The organism is Ruegeria sp. N8 (assembly GCF_056531325.1).
Genome location: NZ_JBQFLQ010000006.1, coordinates 1 through 26,696, shown reverse-complemented (window position 1 = coordinate 26,696; position 26,696 = coordinate 1). Strand labels below are relative to the sequence as shown.

At 57.9% G+C, this 26,696-nt stretch carries 23 protein-coding genes and 1 pseudogene; 18 read left to right on the top strand and 6 right to left on the bottom strand.

What is annotated here, in order from left to right; genetic code table 11:
• Positions 1–2 precede the first annotated feature (2 nt).
• The 4 genes from ACR0C5_RS12770 (at position 3) to nusG (ending at position 3,335) form a co-directional block, all read left to right on the top strand.
• On the top strand, positions 3–2,180 hold the full coding sequence (locus tag ACR0C5_RS12770) for a heavy metal translocating P-type ATPase (RefSeq protein ID WP_480877378.1): 2,178 nt from the start codon (positions 3–5) through the stop codon (positions 2,178–2,180).
• A gap of 4 nt (positions 2,181–2,184) precedes the next feature.
• Positions 2,185–2,343, top strand: coding sequence for a cbb3-type cytochrome oxidase assembly protein CcoS (gene ccoS, locus ACR0C5_RS12765; protein ID WP_170355309.1), 159 nt, complete (start codon positions 2,185–2,187; stop codon positions 2,341–2,343).
• A 68-nt stretch (positions 2,344–2,411) separates the two neighbouring features.
• The gene (gene secE / locus ACR0C5_RS12760; RefSeq protein ID WP_058272489.1) at positions 2,412–2,609 is read left to right on the top strand and encodes a preprotein translocase subunit SecE; all 198 of its coding nucleotides are present in this window, start codon (positions 2,412–2,414) and stop codon (positions 2,607–2,609) included.
• A 192-nt stretch (positions 2,610–2,801) separates the two neighbouring features.
• Positions 2,802–3,335, top strand: a complete 534-nt coding sequence (gene nusG, locus ACR0C5_RS12755) for a transcription termination/antitermination protein NusG (protein WP_170774657.1) — start codon at positions 2,802–2,804, stop codon at positions 3,333–3,335.
• Between the two features lie 95 nt (positions 3,336–3,430).
• On the opposite strand, the gene ACR0C5_RS12750 is transcribed toward nusG, so the two are convergent.
• The gene (locus ACR0C5_RS12750; protein WP_170774655.1) at positions 3,431–4,666 is read right to left on the bottom strand and encodes a peptidoglycan-binding domain-containing protein; all 1,236 of its coding nucleotides are present in this window, start codon (positions 4,664–4,666) and stop codon (positions 3,431–3,433) included.
• A gap of 132 nt (positions 4,667–4,798) precedes the next feature.
• Between ACR0C5_RS12750 and ACR0C5_RS12745 the strand changes: the two are divergent.
• Positions 4,799–5,047: pseudogene (locus ACR0C5_RS12745) on the top strand (transcription termination/antitermination protein NusG); the annotation flags it as partial.
• Positions 5,048–5,133: 86 nt separating this feature from the next.
• Here ACR0C5_RS12745 and ACR0C5_RS12740 read toward each other — a convergent pair.
• Positions 5,134–5,898 (bottom strand): hypothetical protein, encoded by a 765-nt coding sequence (locus tag ACR0C5_RS12740; RefSeq protein ID WP_170774653.1) that lies wholly within the window; start codon positions 5,896–5,898, stop codon positions 5,134–5,136.
• Positions 5,895–6,704, bottom strand: coding sequence for a hypothetical protein (locus tag ACR0C5_RS12735; protein ID WP_480877079.1), 810 nt, complete (start codon positions 6,702–6,704; stop codon positions 5,895–5,897). The genes ACR0C5_RS12740 and ACR0C5_RS12735 overlap by 4 nt, the downstream gene beginning before the upstream one ends.
• A gap of 361 nt (positions 6,705–7,065) precedes the next feature.
• Between ACR0C5_RS12735 and rplK the strand changes: the two genes are divergently transcribed.
• Positions 7,066–7,515, top strand: coding sequence for a 50S ribosomal protein L11 (rplK, locus tag ACR0C5_RS12730; RefSeq protein WP_170774649.1), 450 nt, complete (start codon positions 7,066–7,068; stop codon positions 7,513–7,515).
• A gap of 1 nt (position 7,516) precedes the next feature.
• The gene (gene rplA / locus ACR0C5_RS12725; RefSeq protein WP_170774647.1) at positions 7,517–8,215 is read left to right on the top strand and encodes a 50S ribosomal protein L1; all 699 of its coding nucleotides are present in this window, start codon (positions 7,517–7,519) and stop codon (positions 8,213–8,215) included.
• A 61-nt stretch (positions 8,216–8,276) separates the two neighbouring features.
• Here rplA and ACR0C5_RS12720 read toward each other — a convergent pair whose 3' ends face one another.
• Together ACR0C5_RS12720 and ACR0C5_RS12715 are read right to left on the bottom strand one after the other, a co-directional pair.
• Positions 8,277–9,302, bottom strand: coding sequence for a Hint domain-containing protein (locus ACR0C5_RS12720; RefSeq protein WP_480877076.1), 1,026 nt, complete (start codon positions 9,300–9,302; stop codon positions 8,277–8,279).
• A 139-nt stretch (positions 9,303–9,441) separates the two neighbouring features.
• On the bottom strand, positions 9,442–10,407 hold the full coding sequence (locus tag ACR0C5_RS12715) for a phosphotransferase (RefSeq protein WP_480877073.1): 966 nt from the start codon (positions 10,405–10,407) through the stop codon (positions 9,442–9,444).
• A gap of 376 nt (positions 10,408–10,783) precedes the next feature.
• Between ACR0C5_RS12715 and rplJ the strand changes: the two genes are divergently transcribed.
• From rplJ to ACR0C5_RS12680, 7 genes are all read left to right on the top strand, one after another.
• Complete coding sequence (gene rplJ / locus ACR0C5_RS12710; RefSeq protein ID WP_170774641.1) at positions 10,784–11,302, top strand: 50S ribosomal protein L10; 519 nt, start codon at positions 10,784–10,786, stop codon at positions 11,300–11,302.
• A 79-nt stretch (positions 11,303–11,381) separates the two neighbouring features.
• Positions 11,382–11,756 carry a 50S ribosomal protein L7/L12 gene (rplL, locus tag ACR0C5_RS12705; RefSeq protein WP_010441182.1) on the top strand — a complete coding sequence of 125 codons (375 nt, stop codon included), beginning with the start codon at positions 11,382–11,384 and terminating at the stop codon, positions 11,754–11,756.
• Between the two features lie 250 nt (positions 11,757–12,006).
• Positions 12,007–16,143: a DNA-directed RNA polymerase subunit beta gene (gene rpoB, locus ACR0C5_RS12700; protein WP_480552811.1), complete on the top strand. Its 4,137-nt coding sequence runs from the start codon at positions 12,007–12,009 to the stop codon at positions 16,141–16,143.
• A gap of 50 nt (positions 16,144–16,193) precedes the next feature.
• The gene (gene rpoC, locus ACR0C5_RS12695; RefSeq protein WP_170791100.1) at positions 16,194–20,435 is read left to right on the top strand and encodes a DNA-directed RNA polymerase subunit beta'; all 4,242 of its coding nucleotides are present in this window, start codon (positions 16,194–16,196) and stop codon (positions 20,433–20,435) included.
• A 108-nt stretch (positions 20,436–20,543) separates the two neighbouring features.
• Positions 20,544–20,996, top strand: coding sequence for an NADAR family protein (locus ACR0C5_RS12690; RefSeq protein ID WP_480877376.1), 453 nt, complete (start codon positions 20,544–20,546; stop codon positions 20,994–20,996).
• Positions 20,997–21,479 carry a hypothetical protein gene (locus ACR0C5_RS12685; RefSeq protein ID WP_170791099.1) on the top strand — a complete coding sequence of 161 codons (483 nt, stop codon included), beginning with the start codon at positions 20,997–20,999 and terminating at the stop codon, positions 21,477–21,479.
• A 13-nt stretch (positions 21,480–21,492) separates the two neighbouring features.
• On the top strand, positions 21,493–22,362 hold the full coding sequence (locus tag ACR0C5_RS12680; RefSeq protein WP_170783012.1) for a DMT family transporter: 870 nt from the start codon (positions 21,493–21,495) through the stop codon (positions 22,360–22,362).
• Here the strand turns inward: ACR0C5_RS12680 and ACR0C5_RS12675 are convergent.
• Positions 22,347–23,153 carry a putative rhamnosyl transferase gene (locus tag ACR0C5_RS12675; RefSeq protein WP_480877068.1) on the bottom strand — a complete coding sequence of 269 codons (807 nt, stop codon included), beginning with the start codon at positions 23,151–23,153 and terminating at the stop codon, positions 22,347–22,349. The genes ACR0C5_RS12680 and ACR0C5_RS12675 overlap by 16 nt on opposite strands.
• A 398-nt stretch (positions 23,154–23,551) precedes the next feature.
• On the opposite strand from ACR0C5_RS12675, the gene rpsL reads away from it, so the two are divergent.
• The 4 genes from rpsL to ACR0C5_RS12655 form a co-directional block, all read left to right on the top strand.
• Positions 23,552–23,923 carry a 30S ribosomal protein S12 gene (gene rpsL, locus ACR0C5_RS12670; protein WP_005621086.1) on the top strand — a complete coding sequence of 124 codons (372 nt, stop codon included), beginning with the start codon at positions 23,552–23,554 and terminating at the stop codon, positions 23,921–23,923.
• A 15-nt stretch (positions 23,924–23,938) separates the two neighbouring features.
• On the top strand, positions 23,939–24,409 hold the full coding sequence (gene rpsG / locus ACR0C5_RS12665; protein WP_039529242.1) for a 30S ribosomal protein S7: 471 nt from the start codon (positions 23,939–23,941) through the stop codon (positions 24,407–24,409).
• 18 nt (positions 24,410–24,427) lie between these two features.
• Positions 24,428–26,545 carry an elongation factor G gene (fusA, locus tag ACR0C5_RS12660; RefSeq protein ID WP_170774631.1) on the top strand — a complete coding sequence of 706 codons (2,118 nt, stop codon included), beginning with the start codon at positions 24,428–24,430 and terminating at the stop codon, positions 26,543–26,545.
• A 60-nt stretch (positions 26,546–26,605) separates the two neighbouring features.
• The coding region (locus ACR0C5_RS12655) for a GTP-binding protein (protein WP_215675807.1) at positions 26,606–26,696 on the top strand (91 nt) is incomplete at its 3' end.

The following is a 26,696-nucleotide window of genomic DNA, read 5'->3' as shown; positions in this document are numbered from 1 at the left end:
GGATCGTGGCGCAGCTCAGTTCCGGCACAGCGGCCTGTCCGGGCTGTATCGCGGCCCCGGCAGAACCGGCACGGCCCATTCCGCAGGACACACAGATCGCTCTGTCGTTGCCGGGCATCCATTGCTCGGCCTGTATCGCAACGGTGGAACGCGCGCTGAACGCCACTCCCGGCGTCGAGGATGCGCGCGTCAACCTGACCCTGAAACGCGCCATGATCAAAGCCGCGCCCGATCTGCGTGCTACCGATCTGATCCCAGTGCTGGAAAACGCGGGTTTTGAGGCACATGAGCTGGACCCCGGTGCCCTGTCCGCCACACAGGCTGACAAGGCGGGGCGCGACCTGCTGATGCGGCTGGCTGTGGCCGGGTTTGCCTCAATGAACGTGATGCTGCTGTCGGTCTCGGTCTGGTCCGGGGCGTCCGACGCCACACGGGACATGTTCCACTGGATATCGGCGGCGATTACGCTGCCCGCGATCGCGTTCTCCGCGCAGCCCTTCTTTGCGAATGCGTGGTCAGCCTTGCGCGTGCGGCGTCTGAACATGGACGTGCCGATCGTGCTGGCGATCCTGTTGGCGCTGGTCACATCGCTTTGGGAAACCACGCTCAGCGGCGAACATGCCTATTTCGACGCCGCCCTGACGCTGACGTTCTTCCTGCTGGCCGGGCGTTATCTGGATTACCGCACCCGCGCCGCTGCCCGATCTGCGGCCGAGGAGCTGACCGCGCTGGAAGTCCCCCGCGCCATTCGGGTCGTGGATGGCATCGAGGAAGAGGTCGCCGTTGCCACGCTGAGCGTGGGCGACCTGATCTTGATCCGCCCCGGCGGGCGGATGCCTGTGGATGGCGAAATTGTCTCGGGCCAGTCTGAACTCGACCGGTCCCTACTGACCGGAGAAACCCTGCCGGTGTTCGCCGAGGCGGGCACGACTGTCAGCGCTGGAGAAGTCAACCTGACCGGCCCTCTGACCATCCGCGCGACGGCGGTGGGTGAGGACACCTCGCTGCACCGCATGGCCGATCTTGTGGCCATCGCGGAATCGGGGCGCTCGCGATACACCTCGCTGGCCGACAAGGCGGCCAAGCTCTATGCGCCCGGTGTGCATATCCTGTCGGCGCTCAGCTTTGTGGGTTGGTATATCTATTCCGGTGACGTGCGCACGGCGCTGAACATCGCCGCCGCCGTTCTGATCATTACCTGCCCCTGCGCGCTGGGCTTGGCTGTGCCAGCGGTGACCACGGCGGCCTCGGGGCGGTTGTTCCGTAAGGGGATGCTGATCAAGCACTCTACCGCGCTGGAACGTCTGGCCGAGGTTGATACGGTTGTTTTCGACAAAACAGGCACGCTGACCTCTGGTATCCCTGAACTGACCAATCTGGGCGACCATTCCCGCGCGGATCTTGAGGTCGCGCTGGCCCTGGCCGAGGCGTCCTCGCACCCGTTGTCGGTTGCTTTGACCAAGGCCGCTCGCGAGGCTGGGATAAAACCCGCCACGCTGAAAGACGTCACCGAGGTTCCGGGCTACGGCACTGAGGGTACCTATCGTGGTCAGCGCGTACGTCTGGGCCGGGCGGCATGGACCGGCGCGGAAGAGGGCGACCAGACCGCCGCATGGCTGGCCATCGCCGGGCAAGCGCCGTCGGCATTCCTGTTCTCGGACGCGCTGCGCGTTGGTGCCGCGGATGCGGTCCAAACGCTGCGCGAAGCGGGCAAAGAGGTCATCCTGATCTCGGGCGATACGCAAGGCGCTGTTCAGGCGCTGGCGGGCAAGCTGGGGATTGAAAACTGGATTGCGCAGGCCCTGCCGCAGGACAAGGCCCAGCATGTCGAAGCTTTGCGCGATCAGGGCCATCATGTGCTTATGGTCGGTGACGGGCTGAACGACACGGCGGCGCTGGCGGTGGCGCATGTGTCGATCTCACCAGCGTCCGCACTGGATGCGGCGCGGGTGGCGTCAGATATCGTGCTGCTGGGCAACGACCTGTCACCTATCGCCGATGCCTGCGATACCGCTGCCAAAGCCACAAAACGGATTCGCGAGAACTTCCGCATCGCCACCGTCTATAATATCATCGCGGTGCCTTTGGCCGTGGTTGGTCTGGCTACGCCGCTGATCGCGGCGCTGGCGATGTCGACCTCATCAATCACTGTGTCTTTGAACGCGTTGCGGGTAAGGTAAAGCGATGGAAGTCTTGGCCTATCTGATACCGATTTCCCTTTTTCTGGGCGGGGTTGGGCTGGTTGCGTTTGTCTATACTGTCCGCTCGAATCAGTATGACGATCCCGAGGGGGACGCCCGTCGTATCCTCAGCGATGAATGGGACGACAAGCCCAAGCCCTGACAGCCCTTGAAATTGCCGCAATGCCCGGTTATGTCCGGCCCATCCGCTAGCAGAGAGAACACCGCCAAATGGCTACCATGAATCCGATCCAGTTCATTCAGCAAGTCCGCGCCGAAGTTGCAAAGGTCGTGTGGCCCACGCGCCGCGAGGTTCTGCTGACCACGGTCATGGTGTTCATCATGGCGGCTCTTACCGCTGTGTTTTTTGCATTGGTCGATCTGGGCATTCGCGGGGGTCTGCAACTGATCCTTGGTGCGTTCGGCTAAACCCGTTCGGGGTTGGGTGGAAACGCCGCTTCCCCCTTGCACAGCACGCGATGTCCTTGTAGGTCACGCGGGACTCTTCGGAATGGGCGTGCGGCGATTCGGACCGCGCGCCGCTTTTTATTCCGGATGACGTAACTGAATTCAAACGACGGGCGCAGTCGCGGCCCAAAGGCAAACAAGGACGACAGGTTCATGGCGAAACGGTGGTACTCGGTCAGCGTTCTTTCGAATTTCGAAAAGAAGATCGCAGAACAGATCCGCACGTCGGTGGCCGAACACGGCCTTGAGGACGATATCGACGAAGTTCTGGTGCCCACCGAAGAGGTGATCGAAGTGCGCCGGGGCAAGAAGGTCACGACCGAACGCCGTTTCATGCCTGGTTATGTACTGGTGCACATGGAAATGTCGGATCAGGGCTATCACCTAGTGAACTCGATCAACCGCGTCACCGGTTTCCTGGGCCCGCAAGGTCGCCCGATGCCGATGCGAGATGCTGAGGTGAACCAGATTCTCAACCGCGTTCAGGAAGGCGAAGAAGCGCCCAAGCTGATGATCTCCTTCGAGGTCGGCGAGAAGGTCAAGGTCAACGACGGCCCGTTCGAGGATTTCGACGGCATGGTCGAAGGCGTGGACGACGAGAATCAGAAGCTGAAGGTTTCGGTCTCGATCTTTGGCCGCGAAACACCGGTCGAGCTGGACTTTACACAGGTGACCAAGCAGGGCTGATTTAAGCCTTCACAGCAATTTCTAACGCCGCGCTGCCATGAGCAACGCGGCGTTTTTCTTTTCAGTGCCACAAAAGTTGGTTTTTAACGCTCCGCTTATTGCGCCTGCACCATGGCCGCACGCAAAAGCTGCGGGCGGTCGGTTTGCGACGGCAGGAACACCGCTTGCGATCCGGCGTCAAGCGCCGACAGGCTTGCGTCATACCATTGCATTGCAAGGTCCTGACGTTCCTGCACGCCAAAGCCTTCGCGCAGGTGGTGGCCGACCAGTTCTCCGTAGGCAGGCTCACCCAAGGCGACCAGCATCAGTGCCGAGCCAACTGCTGTATCCATGTTGTCCTGACGGTAGCCGAGCGACAGACAGACCTTGCTTGTGGCGGACAGATCGGCTGGGCTCAGCCCGGTATCCAGAGCGAATTTGCGCATCTGGCTTTCCGCATCGGCTTTCGAGCTGAGCGAAAGCGCAACCACCTGCGGCGACAGGGTGTCACCAAAGGCGGCACATTGCGTGCTGATCTGATCGGGGGTCAGGCCCTGAATGTCCTGGATCAGTTCTTCACCACGCGCCATGGCATAGCTGCGAGCCAGGCAGAACTGCTCGCTCAGGGCGAAATCGGGGTCCGACATATTGGCCAGTGTTGTGTACCCGCCATTGGTCGAGGTTTGCAGCATCACCGCACTGCACCGGTTGGCAAGTGAGGGCCGTGCTGTGCCACCGGCAAAGAGGCTGGGCAAGCTACCCGTCGATGCGGTTTCGGTTGGGGCTTCTGTGGGTGTGGTCTCGGGCTGGGCAGTCACAACCGGAGTGATAGGGGCCGGAGCCTGAGCCTGGGGCTGCGGGGCAGCCGCCAGCGCGGCGCCGCTGTGAACCTGCTGACGATAGGCAAACAAAAGTGGCTGACCCGACAGTTGCGTCGCCGCCTGCCCGCCGCTGGTCGCCCAGTAGTAGGCCTGGTTCAGAAAGTCGCTTTGATAGGGGGGGAAGTCATAGCCATTGACCGGATAGCCCATCGATGCCTGATACCGCTCGATCGCGGCGCGGGTACCGCCCCCGACTTGGCCATCGACTCGTCCGGCATTGTAGCCGAAATAGTTCAGGGCAGTCTGTGTTTGAGCCCCCTGTGAGGTGGACGGAATACCCGATCTGTAAGTCCGCGTTGTTGTCGATCGGCTGGATTGCTTCTTTCCTTGCTCTTTACCGATTGCGTAGCCAATGACGCCACCCACGACGGCACCGCCAAGAATTTCGCCCGCATCCGCTCGGGCCACCTGTGGAGCTGTAATGGCAAGCGAGAGCGCGATGCCCAGTGTTGTGATGAATCGAATAATCATAATAAACCTCCGCCAAATACGTATAGTTGCAGTCACTATAGCACAACTGCCCCTCGTGCAGTGTCACAATAGCCAAGACGTGATCGGTGCGCGGGGATTTGCTTTGCTGGCGGAGGTTTTTCCCGAGGCGCGATGCAGAAACAGGGTTATAACCTAGTGAACTCTATCAACCGCGTTCAGGAAGGCGAAGAAGCGCCGAAACTGATGATCAGCTGTGAAGTTGGCGAGAAGGCCAAGGTCAACGACGGCCCATTCGAGGATTTTGATGGCATGGTCGAAGGCGTGGATGACCAGATCCAGAAGCTGAAAGTTTCGGTCTCGATCTTTGGTCGGGAAACACCGGTGGAGCTGGACTTTACGCAGGTTACGAAGCAGGGCTAAACGCTCAGTGCCTGGAAATGGAACGCCCGCGCTGCCCAAAATACTGCGGCGCTTTTTTGGCAAGAAACGGTTGCAACACTCCGAGGTTAGGGCCGGCCGGGAATGAGTTCCTGTTGCTGAAGCACTGTCAATACATCCAGAATTGTTGACGGGCTGACATCAACAGACCCGTCAAGCAATATACCAAGTCCACCGTCTCCGATCTCGCGCGGGCCACCGCTTTCGTAGACCGGATCAAGTGAAGCGAGTTCTGCCGGCAATTCCGGGCACAATGGGGTTTCGTTGAGCACAAGATCTACAGCTGCCAGCATCAGTTCTTTTACGGACTCGAGGGTGTCGTCTTCCAAGATTTGTTCGCGCTGCGCTTCCGGCGCCGTGAGTGTGAGATCGATTAGTTTGATGTAGGCGCAATTGTCGCGCAGTTCGACAGTCGCTTCGGTGGACATGTTCGCCAGAATGGAATTCTTTTCTTGGCCGCGTTGAAAATCGCGCTCACTGGTGCGGCTGCACTCAAAGAGTGTAACAGTAACCTCGCCGTCTAAATCAATTGCATCGTCCTTGGCCCCAAAGCTTATGTCATCTAGCCTGACTTGCAGACCGCAATTATCGACTATCGCGTTGTCAGCCAGTCTTTCGGGCACAATTTTCTGTGCGCCCCGTAAGTCGAGTAATGCTCCGACGCCTATCCGTGTAGTGTCAACGGCAGTTAGGGTCAGATTTAGCTTGTAGGGCAAATCCGTATCGCGAACTGGCAATGTCGCGTCGATGATAAAATCCACCTGTTGGGCGTATGGGGCTCGGGCACCTACAACGGCTGCCATCAAGACTGGGATAATTAACCAAAGTCTCATTCAGCAAACTCCAAAACACCAAGGTTCTTTAGACCCGCAAGAACTTTGACTATTGTCTCGGCGCTTACGTCGGCTGATCCGACAACAGCAGCGCCCATTCCCCCGGGTGCAACTTCACGTGTTCCACCAGACTCGTAAATTGGATCAAGAACCGTGAATTCTTCTGGCAGTGGTGGGCAAACCGGGTTGGCTGCCAGAAACTCTCCACCCTTTTCAAGGACCGCTTCGTTGATGCGGTCGGTCAGCCCGAAAAGATTGGTAACAGTTCCGATGAACCCACGCGGGCTGAGGTCCGCGCTTTCGATACTGAATGTAAGGCATTGGCCCTTAACTTCCGCCTTGGCGACAGCAATTGCATCTACCGTGGCCCCAAAATATTGAAAGCCCGGTTCTTCATTCCGTTTGCACCGCGTGAATTGAGCACGAGCCGAACCCTTAACCTTTACGGTTTCACCTATGGCGGTGACGTCTTGGATGTCGAGATAGATCTGACGCTTGCAGGTTTCTTCCAACGGACCGGTCAGTATTTGCGGTGCCTTTTCCTGCAATCCGCGCAAATCCATGAACGCCCGCAATCGCAGCCGAGTTGGGCTGGATTCCTCCAGGCCGGCGTAGACTGTGAAGGGGACCGGAATACCGCGCAGCGGAACTTCCTTGGTCAGCTTGACCTGAAACTGACCCGAATAGGTGCTGGGATCAATTCCTGTCGCAGCGAAAGCAGCATCGGTGTTGGACACGCTGGTTTGGGAAGTTGCGCCGGACGCACCACCCTGATCCTGCGCTTTGCTGCCGCATCCGGGCAACATAGCTAGGAGCACACATATAAGTAGCCCCTTGTTTAGCCGAGATGACGCCATCCCTGATCACTTCTTTTGTAGCCAATTTGCTCCAAGATACCCGCCTTGTTTTCTGACGCAACTTATGTATTCAGATGAATTATTCTGTTTGACTGTTCCCAAAAGCCACTGAGGTCCGGTCAATACAAAAAGTCAAACTGGCAATAGCGCGACATCCACTTGCCAACCCCACAATTCCACTATAAATGCCGCCTCTATCGTCTTCGGGCGAGATTCTCTCGTGGGAGGTTGCTGGGATCGCGATCCCGGATCGGACCACGCAACATAGTCTGGGTGAAACGCGTTTCACCCGAGTTGAAAGGAAAACCAAATGGCCAAGAAGCTTGCTGGTACAATGAAGCTGCAGGTTCCTGCAGGTCAGGCGAACCCCTCGCCGCCAGTTGGTCCGGCGCTAGGTCAGCGCGGCATCAACATCATGGAGTTCTGCAAGGCGTTCAACGCCAAGACCGCAGACATGGAGCAAGGCGCCCCTTGCCCGACCGTGATCACCTACTATCAGGACAAGTCCTTCACCATGGACATCAAGACGCCGCCCGCGTCTTATTACCTGAAAAAAGCCGCTGGTCTGAAGCCGGTTGGCAAGCGTAACCGCCCCCGTGGCGCGGAAAACCCCGGTCGCGAGACCGTGGCAACCGTGACCTCGAAGCAGGTTCGCGAAATCGCCGAAGCCAAAATGAAAGATCTGAATGCCAACGATATCGAAGGCGCAATGCAGATCATCCTGGGCTCGGCCCGCTCCATGGGCATCGAGGTGAAGTAAGATGGCAAAACTTGGTAAACGCACCCGCGCTGCGCGCGAAGCTGTCGCCGGCAAGGAAAACCTGTCGGTTGAAGATGCAGTTGCCCTGGTCAAAGCCAATGCAACCTCGAAATTCGACGAGACCATCGAAATCGCGATGAACCTGGGCGTTGACACTCGTCACGCAGACCAGATGGTTCGCGGCGTTGTTGGTCTGCCCAACGGCACCGGTAAAGCGATGCGCGTTGCTGTGTTCGCGCGTGGTCCCAAGGCGGACGAAGCGAAAGAAGCAGGTGCGGATATCGTTGGCGCAGAAGACCTGATGGAAACCATTCAGGGCGGCACCATCGAATTCGATCGCTGCATTGCCACCCCGGACATGATGCCCATCGTTGGCCGTCTGGGTAAGGTTCTGGGCCCCCGCAACCTGATGCCGAACCCCAAGGTTGGCACCGTGACCATGGACGTTAAAGCGGCCGTGGAAGCAGCCAAAGGCGGTGAAGTTCAGTTCAAGGCGGAAAAAGGCGGCGTTGTGCACGCAGGCGTTGGCAAAGCTTCGTTCGACGAAGCCAAGCTGGCCGAAAACGTCCGCGCTTTCGTCTCGGCTGTGGCCAAGGCAAAGCCGTCGGGTGCAAAAGGCACCTACATGAAAAAGATCGCACTGAGCTCGACCATGGGCCCCGGTGTGACCCTGGATGTGGCGGCTGCGTCGGGCGAATAAGCCCTTCCGTCAATGCAGATTTGAAACCGGGTTGCCGAAATGCAGCCCGGTTTTTTTGCGTTTACAGGTAAGCGCGCAGAACCTCTGCCTCACGGGCGCTGATGGTCGAGGCAGCGGTTTCGCCGAAAGCAGAGACTCCGAATTTCAACATGGGGAATAGGGTTAGAATCTCGGACCGTTGGGCCTCTGACAGGGCGTGTTTGGCGGTGTCGCCAAAGAAATAGCTTTCAGTCAGTGCCCCGTTTGAGCGGACGATATGATGCCGGTCGAACATGAAATGTGTGTAGGTGATACTGTCCATTTCGCAGATTTCAACGCCAGGCAGGCCGCACAGGTGTTTGGCGGCAACGAAGACTTCGGATGAGCCGAACAGCATGTCGGTGACGGGGGCCGAGACCAGTACCCGGTGCTGTGGCGACAAGATAAGCTTGCGGCTGTTTCCAATCGCATCTTTTTCGATGACGACAGGGGCAAAGGCGCCGGTGCCTTGCACTTCGGTTGTGCCGATCCATAGAATGGGTTGGAACCCGGCGTCGCGGGTCCAGACCATTTGACCTTTTTTCAGCAGGGCTACGTCGACTTCGCCATCGACGGTTTCGATCAACGTGCCGGGGCCAAAGCAAGGGATATAGTCATCATAGGAAGACGACCCGGCGTTGGAACCGGAAATCTTGATGTAGGACGTGCCGGGTGTCAGCGGTTCGGATGTTGCAAACCCCCAAACGTCCGAGGTGATGCCATTTTGCGAAAAGACATAAATCTCGATCTCGGGGCCGGTAGGTACTCCGTTTTCGTCGAGGGCGCGGACAACGATTATGGATTCGGATTCGACCTGGGTACCGTCGGCGACGATACCGCCACCATCCGTGATGACGTGCCCGGCTTCTTGGTCATCGTTGAAGACGTTAGGGCTTCCGCTGGTGTCATCCAGCGTGACAGTGGTGCCAAAGCCTCCGGAGTATTCAAAAATCGTTCCGTCCGGCGTGTCCGAGTTGTTGATGATCGGATCGCCTTCAATCGAGCTGTCGGGGCTGGACGTGACGATCAGAGCTTCACTATCCTGGGCAAAAAAGCTGCGAAGTACCATTGAATACGAACACCTGTAGCTGCTGAAGATCCGGATCACGGATCATTTTTTCGAGGCAATCTGGACCAAAATATTGGTGCAGGTCGAGAGGGTAAATATCAAAACCTTTCCATGTCGTTACAAAAAAGCGTCAGTGTAGTCAGGGCTTTTGGAACGCAAGACGCAACCGGTCGCCGAGCCTTTTCCGCCTGTCCTCATCATAGGCGCTATATGGGTGATCAGCTTGCCAAAGGGACAGCCAGTCAATCAATAGTCGGGCACGCAGACAGAAATCGAGGACGTCCATACGGAACGGATGGCGATATCGACGTAGGAACATCTGTTTGTTGGCTTGCACGATTCCACTGCGGTCAATGGCGTCGGTCGGCGCGTTGCGGAATACATCTGATTTCAAAAAGTCTACAATATCATAAACCGCCAGTTTTTCGCGGGTTTCAGTAAAATCCAGCCCGACCATCTGCCCTTGCCCGACAATCAGGTTCTGGCTGTGGAAATCACCATGGGCCAGGACCTGGGTCTCGGGCGCGCCCCTCAGGCCAGCCATCTCGGCCAACAGCACCCTGAGCATGACGTCACTTTCTGCTCGAACCGAAGGTGGAACCTGTGCGTTTAACTCTGCAATCAGGTCAGTCATCCATTTGGGGCGAAATCTGTACTCCTTGGACGGACGGAAAGAATGTAGATCGTTCAGCCACGCGCCGGCGCGGCGATAGATCTGGGCGACTTGGGTGTCATCTATGCTGTTGTGGATCAGGTCTGCGGCGGTTGGTCGGTCGATGAAGGGGGTGACAAAGAACGCCTGAGACGGCGAAAGATAGACCGGGTGCACGACGTCGGAATCTTTCATAGGTGAAAAATACTCCGACAAGGCGGTGAGGTGGTCGAATTCCTGTTTCAGTCGTCCGGTGCCAGGGGAGTCGACGTCGATCTTGAGGGCGTACACCTCATGAGCAGCACGCAGTTTAATCACCATACGCGTGTCAGGAAAGTCATGAGATCGGTAGATGCAATCGAACGCACCAACCGGATTGGCCCCGATTTGCCGGGCGAACTCGTCCACATAGCGAGAGGCGCGGTGAAATTCTTCGTCCGAAAGAGGGTGCATTCTTGGAGGGAACCGTGTCCAGGCGTGTCTGATAATCTGCCCAATGGACGGGCAGTTGCAGCCCTTGTCAATGCCATGGCAAAACCGCGCCCAATCCGCAATTTACCTCTTGGAAACCCACGCCATCTGCCCTAAAGAGACTTGCGGAGTAAAGCGTGCGATTCGTCGTGCGCTTTATTTCGTTTCGTCCAAGACGGTGGGTGGTGCCATATGGCCCCTTAATCTCCTGCCTGAGACGGGTAAGACCAAAGAATTCTGAGGGTCGCGATCCTCGGGCGCATTTTGGCCAATCCCGTAACAACGGACCTGAACGCTGTGGTTTCGACCGCAGCAAATATGAGCCGGGATGTCCAACATCCCAAACTTGGAGAGAACTGTGGATAGAGCCCAGAAAGAGAAAGTGGTCGAGGAACTCGGCCAAATCTTCGAAAGCTCTGGCGTCGTAGTGGTAGCTCACTACGCCGGTCTGACAGTTGCCGAGATGCAGGACCTTCGCGCACGTGCTCGTGACGCGGGTGGTGCCGTGCGTGTTGCCAAGAACAGGCTCGCCAAAATCGCCCTCGACGGAAAGCCATGTGAGAGCATCGCTGACCTGCTGACGGGTATGACCGTTCTGACCTATTCCGAGGACCCCGTGGCAGCAGCCAAGGTGGCCGAGGACTTCGCCAAGGAGAACAAGAAGTTCGAAATCCTTGGCGGTGCAATGGGCGAGAACGCTCTGGACCGCAAAGGCGTCGAAACAGTTTCGAAAATGCCGTCTCGCGAGGAGCTTATTGCTTCGATCGTGGGCTGCATTGGCGCACCTGCTTCGAACATCGCCGGCGCGATTGGCGCACCTGCAAGCAACATCGCAAGCATCCTTTCCACCATCGAAGAGAAGGCGGAAGCTGCGTAAGCGGTTGGCACTGAATGATCTGCGTAGGGAACACTCCCTGACGTTGGAACACACACTGTAAACGGAAAGAGCTGATAAAATGGCTGATCTGAAAGCACTCGCAGAAAGCATCGTGGGTCTGACCCTGCTGGAAGCACAAGAACTGAAAACCATCCTCAAAGACGAATACGGCATCGAGCCCGCAGCTGGCGGCGCCGTAATGGTTGCAGCTGGTGGCGACGCCGGTGGCGCAGCTGAGGAAGAAAAAACCGAATTCGACGTCGTTCTGAAGAACGCCGGCGCTTCGAAAATCAACGTGATCAAAGAAGTTCGCGGCATCACCGGTCTGGGCCTGAAAGAAGCCAAGGAACTGGTCGAAGCTGGCGGCAAGATCAAAGAAGGCGTGTCGAAAGACGAAGCCGAAGAAGTCAAAGGCAAGCTGGAAGCAGCTGGCGCCGAAGTCGAGCTGGCCTAAGCCAACCGACAGGTGCATCGCTGATGCGCCGAAAATTCAGGCTGGGCCCAGAGAAATCCGGGTCCAGCCGAACCTGTCTTAGAAAGGGCCTCATATCTTGGGGCGTTTTCTAAGACACGGTTTTCGGATCGGGAGGCCACCTTCGGGACGGTGGCCACGAATTGATCCGGACGTGTCGTCTCGATTGTGCAAGATGCCGGGGCCCGACGGTGTCTTTGCCCGCTGAGAACATCGAAAGGTGACATCTGACATGGCTCAAACGTTCCTTGGCCAGAAACGTCTTCGTAAATATTACGGCAAAATCCGCGAAGTTTTGGAAATGCCGAACCTCATTGAGGTCCAGAAATCTTCATATGATCTTTTCCTGCGCTCCGGCGATGCAGAACAGCCCACAGACGGCGAAGGCATCAAAGGCGTGTTCCAGTCGGTTTTCCCGATCAAGGATTTCAACGAAACCTCCGTGCTGGAGTTCGTGAAATACGATCTGGAAAAACCCAAATATGACGTCGAAGAGTGCATGCAGCGCGACATGACCTACAGCGCGCCGCTGAAGGTTACTCTGCGTCTGATCGTGTTTGATGTCGATGAGGACACCGGCGCCAAGTCGGTCAAAGATATCAAGGAACAGGACGTGTTCATGGGCGACATGCCCCTGATGACACCGAACGGAACGTTCATCGTGAACGGCACCGAGCGTGTAATCGTCAGCCAGATGCACCGCTCGCCCGGTGTGTTCTTTGACCACGACAAGGGCAAGACCCACTCGTCCGGTAAACTGCTGTTTGCCTGCCGCATCATCCCGTATCGCGGCAGCTGGCTGGACTTTGAGTTCGACGCCAAGGACATCGTGTTCGCCCGTATCGACCGTCGCCGCAAGCTGCCTGTGACCACCCTGCTGTACGCACTGGGTCTGGATCAGGAAGCGATCATGGACGCGTATTACAACACCGTGTCCTACAAGCTGGACAAGAAGAAAGGCTGGGTCACGCCGTTCTTCCCCGAGCGTGTGCGCGGGACCCGTCCGACATACGACCTGATCGACGCGAAATCAGGTGAAGTGATTGCCGAAGCGGGCAAGAAAGTCACGCCGCGCGCCGTGAAGAAGCTGATAGACGAAGGCAACGTCACCGACCTGCTAGTTCCCTTCGACAACATCGTCGGCAAGTATGTCGCAAAGGACATCATCAACGAAGAAAACGGCGCGATCTATGTCGAAGCCGGTGATGAGCTGACTCTGGAATACGACAAGGACGGCGACCTGATCGGTGGCACCGTCAAGGACCTGATGGATGCGGGCATCACCGACATCCCGGTTCTGGACATCGACAACGTTAATGTCGGTCCCTACATGCGCAACACTATGGCTCAGGACAAGAACATGAGCCGCGAAACCGCGCTGATGGACATCTACCGCGTCATGCGTCCGGGTGAGCCGCCCACCGTCGAAGCGGCATCGGCCCTGTTCGACACGCTGTTCTTCGACAGCGAGCGCTATGACCTGTCCGCTGTTGGCCGCGTGAAAATGAACATGCGTCTGGCTCTGGACGCGCCTGACACTCTGCGTACCCTGCGCCGCGAAGACATCGTGGCCTGCATCAAGGCGCTGGTTGAGCTGCGTGACGGCAAAGGCGACGTGGACGATATCGACCACCTCGGCAACCGTCGTGTGCGCTCGGTGGGCGAACTGATGGAGAACCAGTACCGCGTCGGTCTGCTGCGCATGGAGCGCGCGATTAAAGAGCGTATGTCGTCAGTCGAGATCGACACCGTCATGCCTCAGGACCTGATCAACGCGAAACCGGCTGCGGCTGCTGTTCGTGAATTCTTCGGCTCGTCGCAGCTGTCTCAGTTCATGGACCAGACCAACCCTCTGTCTGAAGTCACCCATAAACGCCGCCTCTCGGCGCTTGGCCCCGGTGGTCTGACACGTGAGCGTGCAGGCTTTGAAGTGCGCGACGTTCACCCGACCCACTACGGCCGGATGTGCCCGATTGAAACGCCTGAAGGTCCGAACATCGGTCTGATCAACTCGCTGGCCACCTTCGCCCGCGTGAACAAGTATGGCTTCATCGAAACACCGTACCGCGTCGTTAAAGACGCCGAGGTGACCGATGAGGTTCACTACATGTCCGCGACCGAGGAAATGCGTCACACCGTGGCGCAGGCGAACGCGACTTTGGATGCGGATGGCAAGTTCATCAACGATCTGGTGTCGACCCGTCAGGCCGGTGACTACACCCTTGCCCCGCGCGAGAATGTTGACCTGATCGACGTGTCGCCGAAACAGCTGGTGTCGGTCGCTGCATCGCTGATCCCGTTCCTTGAAAATGACGACGCCAACCGCGCTCTGATGGGCTCGAACATGCAACGTCAGGCGGTTCCGCTGCTGCGGGCCGAGGCACCGCTGGTCGGTACCGGGATCGAGGAAAAGGTTGCGATTGACTCGGGCGCTGCGATTCAGGCGAAACGCGCCGGTATCATCGACCAGGTCGATGCCCAGCGTATCGTTATCCGCGCGACTGAGGATCTGGAACTGGGCGACGCTGGCGTTGACATCTATCGTCTGCGCAAATTCCAGCGGTCTAACCAGAACACCTGCATCAACCAGCGTCCGCTGATCAAGGTGGGTGACACCGTCCAGAAGGGCGAGGTCATTGCTGACGGTCCGTCGACCGATATGGGTGAACTGGCCCTTGGTAAGAACGTGGTCGTCGCGTTCATGCCGTGGAACGGCTACAACTACGAAGACTCGATCCTGATCTCGGAACGTATCGCGCGTGATGACGTGTTTACCTCGGTCCATATTGAGGAATTCGAAGTCGCCGCCCGTGACACCAAGCTGGGCCCGGAAGAGATCACCCGCGACATCCCGAATGTCGGTGAAGAAGCGCTGCGCAACCTCGACGAGGCGGGCATCGTTTACATCGGCGCGGATGTTGAGCCGGGCGATATTCTGGTCGGCAAGATCACTCCGAAGGGTGAAAGCCCGATGACCCCGGAAGAAAAGCTGCTGCGCGCCATCTTTGGTGAAAAAGCATCTGACGTGCGCGACACCTCGCTGCGCGTGAAACCGGGCGATTACGGTACGGTCGTTGAGGTCCGCGTCTTCAACCGTCACGGCGTCGAGAAAGACGAGCGTGCGCTGCAGATCGAGCGTGAGGAAGTCGAACGTCTGGCCCGTGACCGGGACGACGAGCTGGCGATCCTGGACCGCAACATCTATGCGCGTCTGCAAGGTCTGATACTGGGTAAAACCGCTGTCAAAGGCCCGAAAGGCGTCAAGGCAGGGTCGGTGATCACCGAGGAGCTGCTGGAAACCCTGACCCGTGGTCAGTGGTGGCAGCTGGCGCTGGAAGGCGAGCAGGACGCACAGATCGTCGAAGCTCTGAACGAGCAATACGAAGTGCAAAAGCGTGCTCTGGACGCCCGTTTCGAAGACAAGGTCGAGAAAGTCCGCCGTGGCGACGACCTGCCGCCGGGTGTGATGAAAATGGTCAAAGTCTTCATCGCCGTGAAGCGCAAGCTGCAGCCGGGCGACAAGATGGCCGGTCGTCACGGGAACAAAGGTGTGATCTCCAAGGTTGTTCCGATGGAAGATATGCCGTTCCTGGCCGATGGTACTCCGGTTGACTTCTGTCTGAACCCTCTGGGTGTGCCTTCGCGTATGAACGTTGGTCAGATCCTTGAAACCCACATGGGTTGGGCCGCGCGCGGTCTGGGTCTGAACATCGACGACGCTCTGGGTGAATACCGCCGGTCCGGCGATCTGACCCCGGTGCGCGAAGCGATGAAGCTGGCCTATGGCGAGAATGTCTACGAAGAAGGCATCACGGGTCTGGACGAGGATGGCCTGATCGAGGCTGCGGGCAACGTGACCCGCGGTGTTCCGATCGCAACCCCGGTCTTTGACGGTGCCAAAGAGGCTGACGTCAACGACGCGCTGGTGCGTGCAGGCTTCTCGGAAAGCGGTCAGTCGGTTCTGTTCGACGGCCGTACCGGTGAGCAATTTGCACGTCCGGTCACTGTGGGCATCAAGTACCTGCTGAAACTGCACCACCTTGTGGACGACAAAATCCACGCGCGTTCGACCGGGCCGTACAGCCTTGTGACCCAGCAGCCGCTGGGTGGTAAAGCGCAGTTCGGTGGTCAGCGCTTTGGTGAGATGGAAGTCTGGGCTCTGGAAGCTTACGGCGCCGCCTACACCCTGCAGGAGATGTTGACCGTGAAATCGGATGACGTCGCCGGCCGGACCAAGGTCTATGAGTCGATCGTCAAGGGCGAGGATAACTTTGAAGCGGGCGTACCGGAATCGTTCAACGTTCTGGTTAAAGAAGTCCGTGGCCTCGGCCTGAATATGGAACTCCTGGATGCGGAGGTTGAGGAGTAAGGGCGCTGCCCTTTCTCCCGTCCCCCCTTCCGCAAGATTTGAGGTAACAAATGAACCAGGAAATCACCAACAACCCGTTCAACCCGCTGACGCCCCCGAAGGTCTTCGACGAGATCAAGGTCTCGCTGGCGTCGCCTGAGCGGATTCTGTCTTGGTCCTATGGCGAGATCAAGAAACCCGAAACCATCAACTACCGGACGTTCAAGCCCGAGCGTGACGGTCTGTTCTGCGCGCGTATCTTTGGCCCGATCAAAGACTACGAATGTCTGTGCGGCAAGTATAAGCGGATGAAGTATCGCGGCGTTGTCTGCGAGAAATGCGGTGTGGAAGTCACCCTGCAGAAAGTCCGCCGCGAGCGTATGGGTCATATCGAACTGGCCGCGCCTGTTGCGCACATCTGGTTCCTGAAATCGCTGCCGTCCCGCATCGGTCTGATGCTGGACATGACGCTGCGCGATCTGGAACGTGTTCTGTACTTTGAAAACTATGTCGTCATCGAGCCCGGTCTGACCGACCTGACCTACGGCCAGATGCTGACCGAAGAAGAGTACATGGATGCGCAGGATGCCTATGGCATGGACGCGTTCACCGCCAATATCGGTGCCGAAGCCATCCGTGAAATGCTGGCCCAGATTGATCTGGAAGCCGAAGCCGAGCAGCTGCGCGCTGATCTGGCCGAAGCAACCGGCGAACTGAAGCCCAAGAAGATCATCAAGCGTCTGAAGGTTGTTGAATCCTTCCTCGAGTCGGGCAACCGGCCCGAATGGATGGTGATGACCGTGATCCCGGTCATTCCGCCGGAACTGCGTCCGCTGGTTCCGCTGGATGGTGGCCGTTTCGCGACTTCGGATCTGAACGATCTGTATCGCCGTGTCATCAACCGGAACAACCGTCTGAAGCGTCTGATCGAACTGCGCGCACCTGACATCATCGTCCGCAACGAAAAGCGGATGCTTCAGGAATCTGTTGACGCTCTGTTCGACAACGGCCGTCGTGGCCGCGTAATCACCGGTGCCAACAAGCGTCCGCTGAAATCTCTGTCGGACATGCTGAAGGGTAAGCAGGGGCGCTTCCGTCAGAACCTTCTGGGTAAACGCGTCGACTTCTCGGGCCGTTCGGTCATCGTGACCGGTCCGGAGCTTAAGCTGCACCAGTGTGGTTTGCCCAAGAAGATGGCGCTGGAGCTGTTCAAGCCGTTCATCTACTCGCGCCTTGAAGCCAAGGGTCTGTCTTCGACTGTCAAACAGGCGAAGAAGCTGGTCGAGAAAGAGCGTCCCGAAGTGTGGGATATCCTCGACGAGGTGATCCGCGAACACCCTGTCATGCTGAACCGTGCGCCGACGCTGCACCGTCTTGGCATTCAGGCGTTCGAACCGGTTCTGATCGAAGGTAAAGCCATCCAGCTGCACCCGCTGGTCTGTTCGGCCTTTAACGCCGACTTCGACGGTGACCAGATGGCTGTTCACGTCCCGCTGAGCCTTGAGGCCCAGCTGGAAGCCCGTGTTCTGATGATGTCGACGAACAACGTTCTGTCGCCTGCAAACGGCGCGCCGATCATCGTTCCGTCGCAGGATATGATCCTGGGTCTCTACTATGTGACCCTGGAACGCGAAGGCATGCCGGGCGAAGGCAAGGTGTTCGGTTCGATCGACGAAGTTCAGCACGCGCTGGATTCCGGTGAAGTGCATCTGCACACCAAGATCACCGCCCGGATCACGCAGATCGACGACGAAGGCAACGAAGTTCAGAAGCGCTATGAGACCACTCCGGGCCGTCTGCGCCTGGGTGCCTTGCTGCCGATGAACAACAAAGCGCCGTTCGATCTGGTCAACCGTCTGCTGCGGAAGAAAGAAGTGCAGCAGGTGATCGACACCGTCTACCGGTATTGCGGTCAGAAAGAGTCGGTTATCTTCTGTGACCAGATCATGTCGATGGGCTTCAAAGAAGCGTTCAAGGCGGGCATCTCGTTCGGTAAAGACGACATGGTCATTCCGGACGACAAGTGGGGTATCGTTGATGACACCCGCGGTCAGGTGAAGGACTTTGAACAGCAGTACATGGACGGCCTGATCACTCAGGGCGAAAAGTACAACAAAGTTGTCGATGCTTGGTCGAAGTGTAACGACCGCGTCACCGAGGCGATGATGTCGACGATCTCGTCGTCGGATCGGGCTGAGGACGGCTCCGAGCAGGAACCGAACTCGGTCTACATGATGGCCCACTCGGGTGCGCGTGGCTCGGTCACTCAGATGAAACAGCTGGGCGGTATGCGCGGCCTGATGGCCAAGCCGAACGGTGACATCATCGAAACGCCGATCATCTCGAACTTTAAAGAAGGTCTGACCGTTCTCGAGTACTTCAACTCGACCCACGGTGCCCGTAAGGGTCTGTCGGATACCGCTCTGAAGACGGCGAACTCGGGGTACCTGACCCGTCGTCTGGTGGACGTGGCGCAGGACTGTATCGTGCGTGAGATCGACTGTGGCACAGAACGTGCAATCACAGCCGAAGCAGCCGTGAACGACGGTGAGGTTGTTGCCTCGCTGGCCGAACGTGTGCTGGGCCGTGTGGCGGCTGACGATGTCCTGCGTCCGGGCACCGATGAGGTGATCGTCGCAGCAGGTCAGCTGATCGACGAACGTATGGCCGACACCATCGACGAGGCCGGTGTTGCGTCGATGCGCATCCGTTCGCCTCTGACCTGTGAGTCCGAGGAAGGCGTCTGTGCAACCTGCTATGGTCGTGACCTTGCACGCGGCACCATGGTCAACACGGGTGAAGCTGTCGGCATCATCGCCGCGCAGTCGATCGGTGAACCCGGTACTCAGCTGACTATGCGGACCTTCCACATCGGTGGTGTTGCGCAAGGCGGTCAGCAGTCGTTCCAGGAAGCCAACCAGGAAGGTGTTGTTGCGTTCGAGAACCCGCAGATTCTGATCAATGCCGCAGGCGAAAGCCTGGTCATGGGCCGGAACATGAAGCTGGTTATCAACGACGAACACGGCGAAGAGCGTGCCAGCTTCAAGCTGGGTTACGGATCCAAGCTGTTCGTCAAGGATGGCGCAACCGTTTCCCGTGGCGACAAGCTGTTCGAATGGGATCCGTACACTCTGCCGATCATCGCCGAGAAAGCCGGTACTGCGAAATACGTTGACCTTGTTTCGGGCCTTGCTGTCCGCGACGAGACCGACGAAGCAACCGGTATGACCCAGAAGATCGTGATCGACTGGCGCGCGGCCCCCAAAGGCAGCGACCTCAAGCCCGAGATCATTCTGGTTGGTGAAGATGGCGAACCAGTCCGCAACGACGCGGGCAACCCGGTTCACTATCCGATGTCGGTGGATGCGATCCTGTCGGTCGAAGACGGTCAGACCGTCGAAGCCGGTGACGTTGTCGCGCGTATCCCGCGTGAAGGTGCCAAGACCAAGGATATCACCGGTGGTCTGCCGCGTGTGGCCGAACTGTTCGAAGCCCGCCGTCCAAAAGATCACGCGATCATCGCAGAAGCCGATGGTTACGTGCGCTTTGGCCGCGACTACAAGAACAAGCGCCGCATCAGCATCGAACCGGCGGACGAGTCCATGGAGACCATCGAGTACATGGTGCCCAAGGGCAAGCACATCCCGGTCGCCGAAGGGGACTTCATCCAGAAGGGTGAATACCTGATGGACGGTAACCCGGCTCCGCACGACATCCTGTCCATCATGGGTGTCGAAGCGCTTGCGGATTACATGATCGACGAGGTGCAGGACGTGTATCGTCTGCAGGGCGTGAAGATCAACGATAAGCACATCGAGGTTATCGTGCGCCAGATGCTGCAGAAGTGGGAGATCCTGGATTCAGGCGACACCACCCTGCTGAAAGGCGAGCATGTCGACAAGCAAGAGTTCGACGCGGCCAACGAGAAGACCATCGCCCGCGGTGGTCGTCCGGCACAGGGCGAACCGATCCTTCTGGGGATCACCAAAGCCTCGCTGCAAACGCGTTCGTTCATCTCGGCGGCGTCGTTCCAGGAGACCACTCGTGTCCTGACCGAAGCTTCGGTTCAGGGCAAGAAAGACAAGCTGGTTGGCCTGAAAGAGAACGTCATCGTCGGTCGTCTGATTCCCGCCGGTACCGGCGGTGCCACTCAGGCCGTGCGTCAGGTCGCCCAAACCCGCGATAACGTCGTCATCGAAGCCCGCCGGGAAGAGGCCGAAGCCGCCGCTGCTCTGGCTGCGCCGCTGATCGATGACGACATGGTCGGGGATGAACTGGACATCGTGGTCGACGCCCCCGAAAGCCGCGAATAAGCGCGGTTTCAGAACAGAGAACAGGCCCTGCGGAAACGCGGGGCCTTTTCTTTTGCGTTGGGAAACGACTGCTTGCATCTGCCGGGCAATTTGGTGTTCGTTCCCACTATGAATGAAGATGGCCTCACTATTTATTTTTACGCGCAAACAGATCTTTACGCTGAGTTTTCTAACTTTGCACCTTTTGGCATTGCCATGGACGGTGTGTGGTGGCGCACGGTGGAACACTATTTTCAAGCTCAGAAGTTTCATGACGCCGCCTACCGCGAGCGTATTCGTCAGAGCATTAAACCCAAGGATGCCAAGGCTTTGGGCATGACCCGCAGCATTCCTTTGCGGTCAGACCGGGAAGAGGTGAAGGACCGTATCATGCTGGACGCCGTTCGCGTCAAATTCGCAACCCATGAGACCCCGCGCGTTTTGCTGCCGTCGACGGGCACAGCGCAAATCGTCGAGAACGCGCCGATGGATTCCTATTGGGGGTGCGGGCCAGACGGGCAGGGTTGGAACAAGCTTGGTAAGATATTGATGCAAGTGCGCTCGGAACTGCGGGTTGAATAAATGCAAATTGAAAACTGGAGAATTCGATCACAAGAGGATTTGATCTGCGCTGTCTACGCGGCTGTCAAAGGACACTACTGGACAGTCGAAGACCTCTCTAACTGGGCAGCGGATTTATTGTTGCAGGTCGAAGCGCCGCCAGAATGGCTGATGGATTTCGTGATCGTAAGGGGTTTGGGTGACTTGCAGAGTGCATTTTTTAAAGCCTACGGTGCACTTCGTGAAATGCGGCTTGATGATATGGAAGAATTTCGGGTGCGTTTCGCCTTATTGGCGTATCAAGAGGGTGCGCTTAACGAAATAGACGCCAAAGCTGTGCTTGCGGATATAACCGATCCGTGGCCCGTTCTGGAAATCACCGTGGAGGATGTGGATCGGCTTTGCTTGGATGAATGGACCACAGAAGATGTTGTTGGCAAAGCACGCAATCTGGTGGGGCAGATTAGTTCGAAACACATAGTATCTGTATTTAAAAACTGCTGACTGGGATACTTGGATGACCCCAAACATAAAAGGCGCCCTACTGATGATGGGCAGTATGGCGGCCTTTACCATCAACGATACGCTGATCAAGCTGGCAGGGGCCGAGGTGCCTCTGTTCCAGATGGTGGCCATGCGCGGGGTATTGGCGACGGTTCTTGTGTATCTTATGGCGCGCAACCTGGGGGCGCTGCATTTGCACTTCCCGCGACATGACAAGTGGCTGATCGGTGCGCGTAGCCTGGCCGAGCTGTCGGCCACGTTCTTTTTCCTAACCGCTCTGCTGCATATGCCGCTTGCCAATGTGACGGCGGTCTTGCAGGCACTGCCGCTGACCGTGACTTTGGGTGCGGTTCTGTTTTTTCGCGAACAGATCGGGTGGCGGCGCATTCTGGCTATCGGGATGGGGTTTGTGGGGATGCTGCTGATCGTCCGACCGGGGCCTGAGGGGTTCAGCATCTATGCAATTTACGCACTGATCGCCGTGATCTCGGTCACGGTGCGGGATCTAATCACGCGGCGCATGTCTAGTGAGGTGCCGTCGCTGGTTGTGACGCTGGCCACAAGCGTCACCATCACCGTTTCGGCCTCGATTGCGACCGTATCAACAGGTTGGGTGCCAGTTTCGCCCGGAGCGGGCGTGATGGTGGGGACGGCGGCGGTGTTTGTACTGATGGGCTATCTGTTCAGCGTCATGGTTATGCGCGAGGGCGATGTGGGGTTCATCGCGCCGTTTCGTTACTCCAGCTTGCTTTGGGCCCTGGGTTTGGGTTGGGTCGTGTTCGGAGACTGGCCAGACGCTGTAACCATGGCAGGTGCCGCGCTGGTCGTGGGTGCCGGGCTTTTCACCCTATTCCGTGAGCGGGCAGTTCACCCACCCGAGTGAACCCGACGCACGGCGTCCTGATCGATGGCAAAGCGGGCGATGAACTCGCCCTCTTGTTCGGGGGTCAGGGGTGCAAGCTGAGTGTTGCTTTTGCGGGCATGGGGTGAATCGTTGTACGAATTCAGCGTGCGCACCCACATCGGCGCGTCTGGATAGCTGATCACCGGCATGTAGTTACCGATCCGGTGATGCCCAAAATTCATGATTGTCAGATCACTTCCACCCCGCACGTACATGGCAAACCCGATCCCCAGCAGCGGTTGAAACACTTGCGCGGCGTGAATGCCCTCGGGCCCGAACCGTGCCAGAAACCCTTGGTTATAGTCGATGGCAACCGTTTTGTGGTTGCGCATCAGCGCGCCGCCTTCGTCAGCGGCGATACGTAGCCGTTCGACGAAATCCACCGACACGGCGTCGTCATCATCATGCCGGAATTGGATGCAGGGCATGTTGGGATCGTGACGTGCGGCGTTCAGGATCTCTTTCATCACCCGGCGGTGGCGCATGGGGCGACGGGCGATGATCTGCACCTGCTTCATGCCTGTGGTCAGGTCGTGCAGCCGATCAAAGGCGGGTTTCGGTAGGCAATCCCCGATCACGATGAGCAATTGGAAATCCTCATCCGTCTGTTCGCGCAGACAGGGCAGGGTGGTGGTTTCGAACAGGCGAAACCTCTCTTCCAGCCGGGTAGGGTGGTAGAGATAGGCGCGCCGTTCCTCGATCGTGTCATGTTCGACCTGAAAGCCGCCATGAGCGGGGTAGGAAAAGCGGCACAGGCCGATGATTTGCATGGGTCATCCGTAGTGCGTGGCGTTGTGGCTGACTATGCCCCTGCGGTCGCGAACTCGCAACGGTCAGCAGTACTGGCGGCCGACAATCGGACCGGATATATCAGCGCAAAGCGGCCTGTCGTGCGGTGGGTCCGGTGTACTGTTGACACTTGCGCCGACTCCCCCTATTACGCGCCCATCTCGGTACCGGGGGCCGCCCCAAAACCGATCTCAGTAATGGACTGGTCAAGACCCGGACAATTTTGCAGTTCGCGTCCTCTGATAACCAACCGCGACGTTCACCTCGGAATGGGAGCGCTCGCGGGTTTTGCGCTTGTGGACGCATGAGCGCAGCAAAGTTTAACCGCACGCAATGCGCGTGCATGTCATGTGTGTTGCAAAACGGGGAAGAAACCGGAATGCCAACTATTCAACAGCTGATCCGCAAACCGCGGCAGCCCAAAGTAAAACGCTCGAAGTCCATGCACCTGGAGCAGTGCCCGCAGAAACGCGGCGTCTGCACCCGTGTGTATACCACCACTCCGAAAAAGCCGAACTCGGCTATGCGTAAGGTTGCCAAAGTGCGCCTGACCAACGGGTTCGAGGTCATCTCGTACATCCCCGGTGAAAGCCACAACCTGCAGGAACACTCGGTTGTTCTGATCCGTGGCGGCCGTGTAAAAGACCTTCCCGGTGTGCGTTACCACATCCTGCGCGGTGTTCTGGATACTCAGGGCGTCAAAGATCGTAAGCAACGTCGTTCGAAATACGGCGCGAAGCGTCCCAAGTAAGAAGGAGAGGCTGATATGTCACGTCGTCACGCCGCCGAAAAACGCGAAGTCCTGCCTGACGCCAAATTTGGCGACAAGGTTCTGACCAAGTTCATGAACAACCTGATGATCGACGGCAAGAAGTCGGTCGCAGAGCGCATCGTTTACAACGCCTTTGACCGTGTTGAGAACAAGATCAAGCGCGCACCTGTCGAAGTGTTCCACGAAGCGCTCGACAACATCAAACCGTCGGTCGAGGTTCGCTCGCGCCGGGTTGGTGGTGCAACCTATCAGGTTCCGGTCGAAGTACGCCCCGAGCGCCGCGAAGCACTGGCCATCCGCTGGCTGATCACCGCCGCGCGTGGTCGCAACGAAAACACCATGGAAGAACGCCTCGCCGGTGAGCTGCTGGACGCTGTACAGTCCCGCGGTACTGCCGTGAAGAAGCGCGAAGACACCCACAAGATGGCCGAGGCGAACAAAGCCTTCAGCCACTACCGTTGGTAATCCAGAGGCTTATCCAAAATGGCACGCGAATATCCGCTCGAACTATACCGTAACTTCGGTATCATGGCGCACATCGACGCAGGTAAGACCACCTGCTCGGAGCGTATCCTGTATTACACTGGTAAATCTCACAACATCGGTGAGGTGCACGATGGTGCAGCCACCATGGACTGGATGGAGCAGGAGCAGGAACGCGGCATCACCATCACTTCGGCTGCGACCACCACTTTCTGGGAGCGCACCGAGGACGGTAAAACCGCCGATACCCCTAAGCACCGCCTGAACATCATCGACACCCCCGGCCACGTTGACTTCACCATCGAAGTTGAGCGTTCGCTGGCGGTTCTCGACGGTGCCGTCTGCGTTCTGGATGCAAACGCCGGTGTTGAGCCCCAGACCGAAACCGTGTGGCGTCAGGCTGACCGCTACAAGGTTCCGCGTATGGTTTTCGTCAACAAGATGGACAAGATCGGCGCAGACTTCTTCAACTGCGTTCGCATGATCGAAGACCGCACCGGCGCACGCGCCGTTCCGGTTGGCATTCCGATCGGCGCCGAGTCCGAGCTGGAAGGTCTGATCGACCTGGTTACCATGGAAGAGTGGCTGTGGCAGGGCGAAGATCTGGGCGCAAGCTGGATCAAAGCTCCGATCCGCGACAGCCTGAAAGACATGGCTGACGAATGGCGCGGCAAGATGATCGAAGCGGCCGTCGAAATGGACGACGACGCGATGATGGAATACCTGGAAGGCAATGAGCCCGACGTTCCGACCCTGCGCGCCCTGCTGCGCAAAGGTACTCTGGACATCGCGTTTGTTCCGGTTCTGGGTGGTTCGGCGTTCAAGAACAAAGGCGTTCAGCCTCTGCTCAACGCTGTGATCGACTATCTGCCCAGCCCGCTGGACGTTGTTGATTACATGGGCTTCAAACCCGGCGACGAGGAAGAAGTTCGTGACATCGCACGTCGTGCAGACGACGACATGGCCTTCTCGGGTCTGGCGTTCAAAATCATGAACGACCCCTTCGTTGGCTCGCTGACCTTCACCCGGATCTACTCGGGCACCATGAACAAGGGTGACTCGATCCTGAACTCGACCAAAGGTAAGAAAGAGCGCATCGGTCGTATGATGATGATGCACTCCAACAACCGGGAAGAGATCGAAGAAGCGTTTGCAGGCGACATCATCGCGCTGGCGGGTCTGAAAGACACCACCACCGGTGACACCCTGTGTGACGCGAAGGATCCGGTGGTTCTGGAAACCATGACCTTCCCCGATCCGGTGATCGAGATCGCGGTTGAGCCCAAAACCAAGGGCGACCAAGAGAAGATGTCCCAGGGTCTGGCCCGTCTGGCCGCCGAAGACCCGTCCTTCCGTGTGGAAACTGACCTGGAATCCGGTCAGACCATCATGAAGGGCATGGGCGAACTTCACCTGGACATCCTGGTTGACCGTCTGAAGCGCGAGTTCAAGGTTGAAGCGAACATTGGTGCACCGCAGGTGGCCTATCGCGAAACCATCTCGATGCCGGTTGAACACACCTACACCCACAAGAAACAGTCGGGTGGTTCGGGTCAGTTCGGTGAAGTTAAGCTGGAAATCCAGCCGACCGAGCCAGGCGAAGGTTATTCGTTCGAAAGCCGCATCGTTGGTGGTGCCGTTCCGAAGGAATACATCCCGGGTGTTGAAAAAGGCATCAACTCGGTCATGGATAGCGGCCCGCTGGCTGGCTTCCCCGTGATCGACTTCAAGGTTGCCCTGCTGGACGGTAAGTTCCACGACGTTGACTCGAGCGTTCTGGCGTTCGAAATCGCGGCCCGTATGTGTATGCGTGAAGGCATGCGCAAAGCTGGCGCGAAACTGTTGGAACCGATCATGAAGGTCGAGGTGATCACCCCGGAAGAATATACCGGCGGTATCATCGGCGACCTGACCTCGCGTCGTGGCCAGGTGTCTGGTCAGGAACCGCGCGGCAACGCGATCGCGATCGACGCGTTCGTTCCGCTGGCGAACATGTTCGGCTACATCAACACTCTGCGTTCGATGTCGTCGGGCCGTGCCCAGTTCACCATGCAGTTCGACCACTACGATCCGGTTCCGCAGAACATCTCGGACGAGATCCAGGCGAAATACGCATAACCAAAGATTTGAGGGGGTCCGGTTCACGGGCTCCCTTCATTACCGAAAAAGGAGGCCATCATGGCAAAGGAAAAGTTTGAGCGTACAAAACCGCACGTCAACATCGGCACGATTGGCCACGTTGACCATGGTAAGACCACGCTGACCGCAG

Bases quoted from the DNA above. Each gene is read 5' to 3' on its own strand.
- ccoS (WP_170355309.1), top strand. From the start codon at position 2,185: ATGGAAGTCTTGGCCTATCTGATACCGATTTCCCTTTTTCTGGGCGGG.
- secE (WP_058272489.1), top strand. From the start codon at position 2,412: ATGGCTACCATGAATCCGATCCAGTTCATTCAGCAAGTCCGCGCCGAA.
- nusG (WP_170774657.1), top strand. From the start codon at position 2,802: ATGGCGAAACGGTGGTACTCGGTCAGCGTTCTTTCGAATTTCGAAAAG.
- ACR0C5_RS12750 (WP_170774655.1), bottom strand. From the start codon at position 4,666: ATGATTATTCGATTCATCACAACACTGGGCATCGCGCTCTCGCTTGCC.
- ACR0C5_RS12740 (WP_170774653.1), bottom strand. From the start codon at position 5,898: ATGAGACTTTGGTTAATTATCCCAGTCTTGATGGCAGCCGTTGTAGGT.
- ACR0C5_RS12735 (WP_480877079.1), bottom strand. From the start codon at position 6,704: ATGTTGCCCGGATGCGGCAGCAAAGCGCAGGATCAGGGTGGTGCGTCC.
- rplK (WP_170774649.1), top strand. From the start codon at position 7,066: ATGGCCAAGAAGCTTGCTGGTACAATGAAGCTGCAGGTTCCTGCAGGT.
- rplA (WP_170774647.1), top strand. From the start codon at position 7,517: ATGGCAAAACTTGGTAAACGCACCCGCGCTGCGCGCGAAGCTGTCGCC.
- ACR0C5_RS12720 (WP_480877076.1), bottom strand. From the start codon at position 9,302: ATGGTACTTCGCAGCTTTTTTGCCCAGGATAGTGAAGCTCTGATCGTC.
- ACR0C5_RS12715 (WP_480877073.1), bottom strand. From the start codon at position 10,407: ATGCACCCTCTTTCGGACGAAGAATTTCACCGCGCCTCTCGCTATGTG.
- rplL (WP_010441182.1), top strand. From the start codon at position 11,382: ATGGCTGATCTGAAAGCACTCGCAGAAAGCATCGTGGGTCTGACCCTG.
- rpoB (WP_480552811.1), top strand. From the start codon at position 12,007: ATGGCTCAAACGTTCCTTGGCCAGAAACGTCTTCGTAAATATTACGGC.
- rpoC (WP_170791100.1), top strand. From the start codon at position 16,194: ATGAACCAGGAAATCACCAACAACCCGTTCAACCCGCTGACGCCCCCG.
- ACR0C5_RS12690 (WP_480877376.1), top strand. From the start codon at position 20,544: ATGAATGAAGATGGCCTCACTATTTATTTTTACGCGCAAACAGATCTT.
- ACR0C5_RS12685 (WP_170791099.1), top strand. From the start codon at position 20,997: ATGCAAATTGAAAACTGGAGAATTCGATCACAAGAGGATTTGATCTGC.
- ACR0C5_RS12680 (WP_170783012.1), top strand. From the start codon at position 21,493: ATGACCCCAAACATAAAAGGCGCCCTACTGATGATGGGCAGTATGGCG.
- ACR0C5_RS12675 (WP_480877068.1), bottom strand. From the start codon at position 23,153: ATGCAAATCATCGGCCTGTGCCGCTTTTCCTACCCCGCTCATGGCGGC.
- rpsL (WP_005621086.1), top strand. From the start codon at position 23,552: ATGCCAACTATTCAACAGCTGATCCGCAAACCGCGGCAGCCCAAAGTA.
- rpsG (WP_039529242.1), top strand. From the start codon at position 23,939: ATGTCACGTCGTCACGCCGCCGAAAAACGCGAAGTCCTGCCTGACGCC.
- fusA (WP_170774631.1), top strand. From the start codon at position 24,428: ATGGCACGCGAATATCCGCTCGAACTATACCGTAACTTCGGTATCATG.